Source organism: Streptomyces sp. 8L, assembly GCF_020176795.1.
Lineage (GTDB): Bacteria > Actinomycetota > Actinomycetes > Streptomycetales > Streptomycetaceae > Streptomyces.
The window spans coordinates 1-262 of sequence record NZ_JAIUKE010000915.1 but is presented as its reverse complement, the minus strand read 5'-3'; the positions used below and the strand labels follow the sequence as shown (position 1 = coordinate 262).

Annotated in this window: 1 pseudogene; it reads right to left on the bottom strand. The window is 81.7% G+C overall.

Annotated elements, in window-relative coordinates:
* A pseudogene (locus LCE31_RS41470) lies at window positions 1-262 on the bottom strand (ECF subfamily RNA polymerase sigma factor, BldN family); the annotation flags it as partial.

Below are 262 nucleotides of genomic sequence, written 5' to 3'. Positions count from 1 at the left end.
ACCCGGTAGTAGATGTAGCGGTAGACGGTGTCGCTGTACTGGTCGTACAGCCGGCCGAAGGCATCGGCCTCGCCCGCCTGGGCGCGCTCGACCAGGTCCATCATGCGCGCGCTGTCGCTGTCGGCGGTCGGCCGACGGGTGGTGGCCGGGGCGGTGCCGGGGGCCCCCCCGGGGGGGGCGGGCCGGGGGGGGCCCCCCGGCCCCCCCCCCGCCCCGGGGGGGAAAGGGGGGCGGGGGCGCCCCCCCCGCGCGGGCGGGGGGG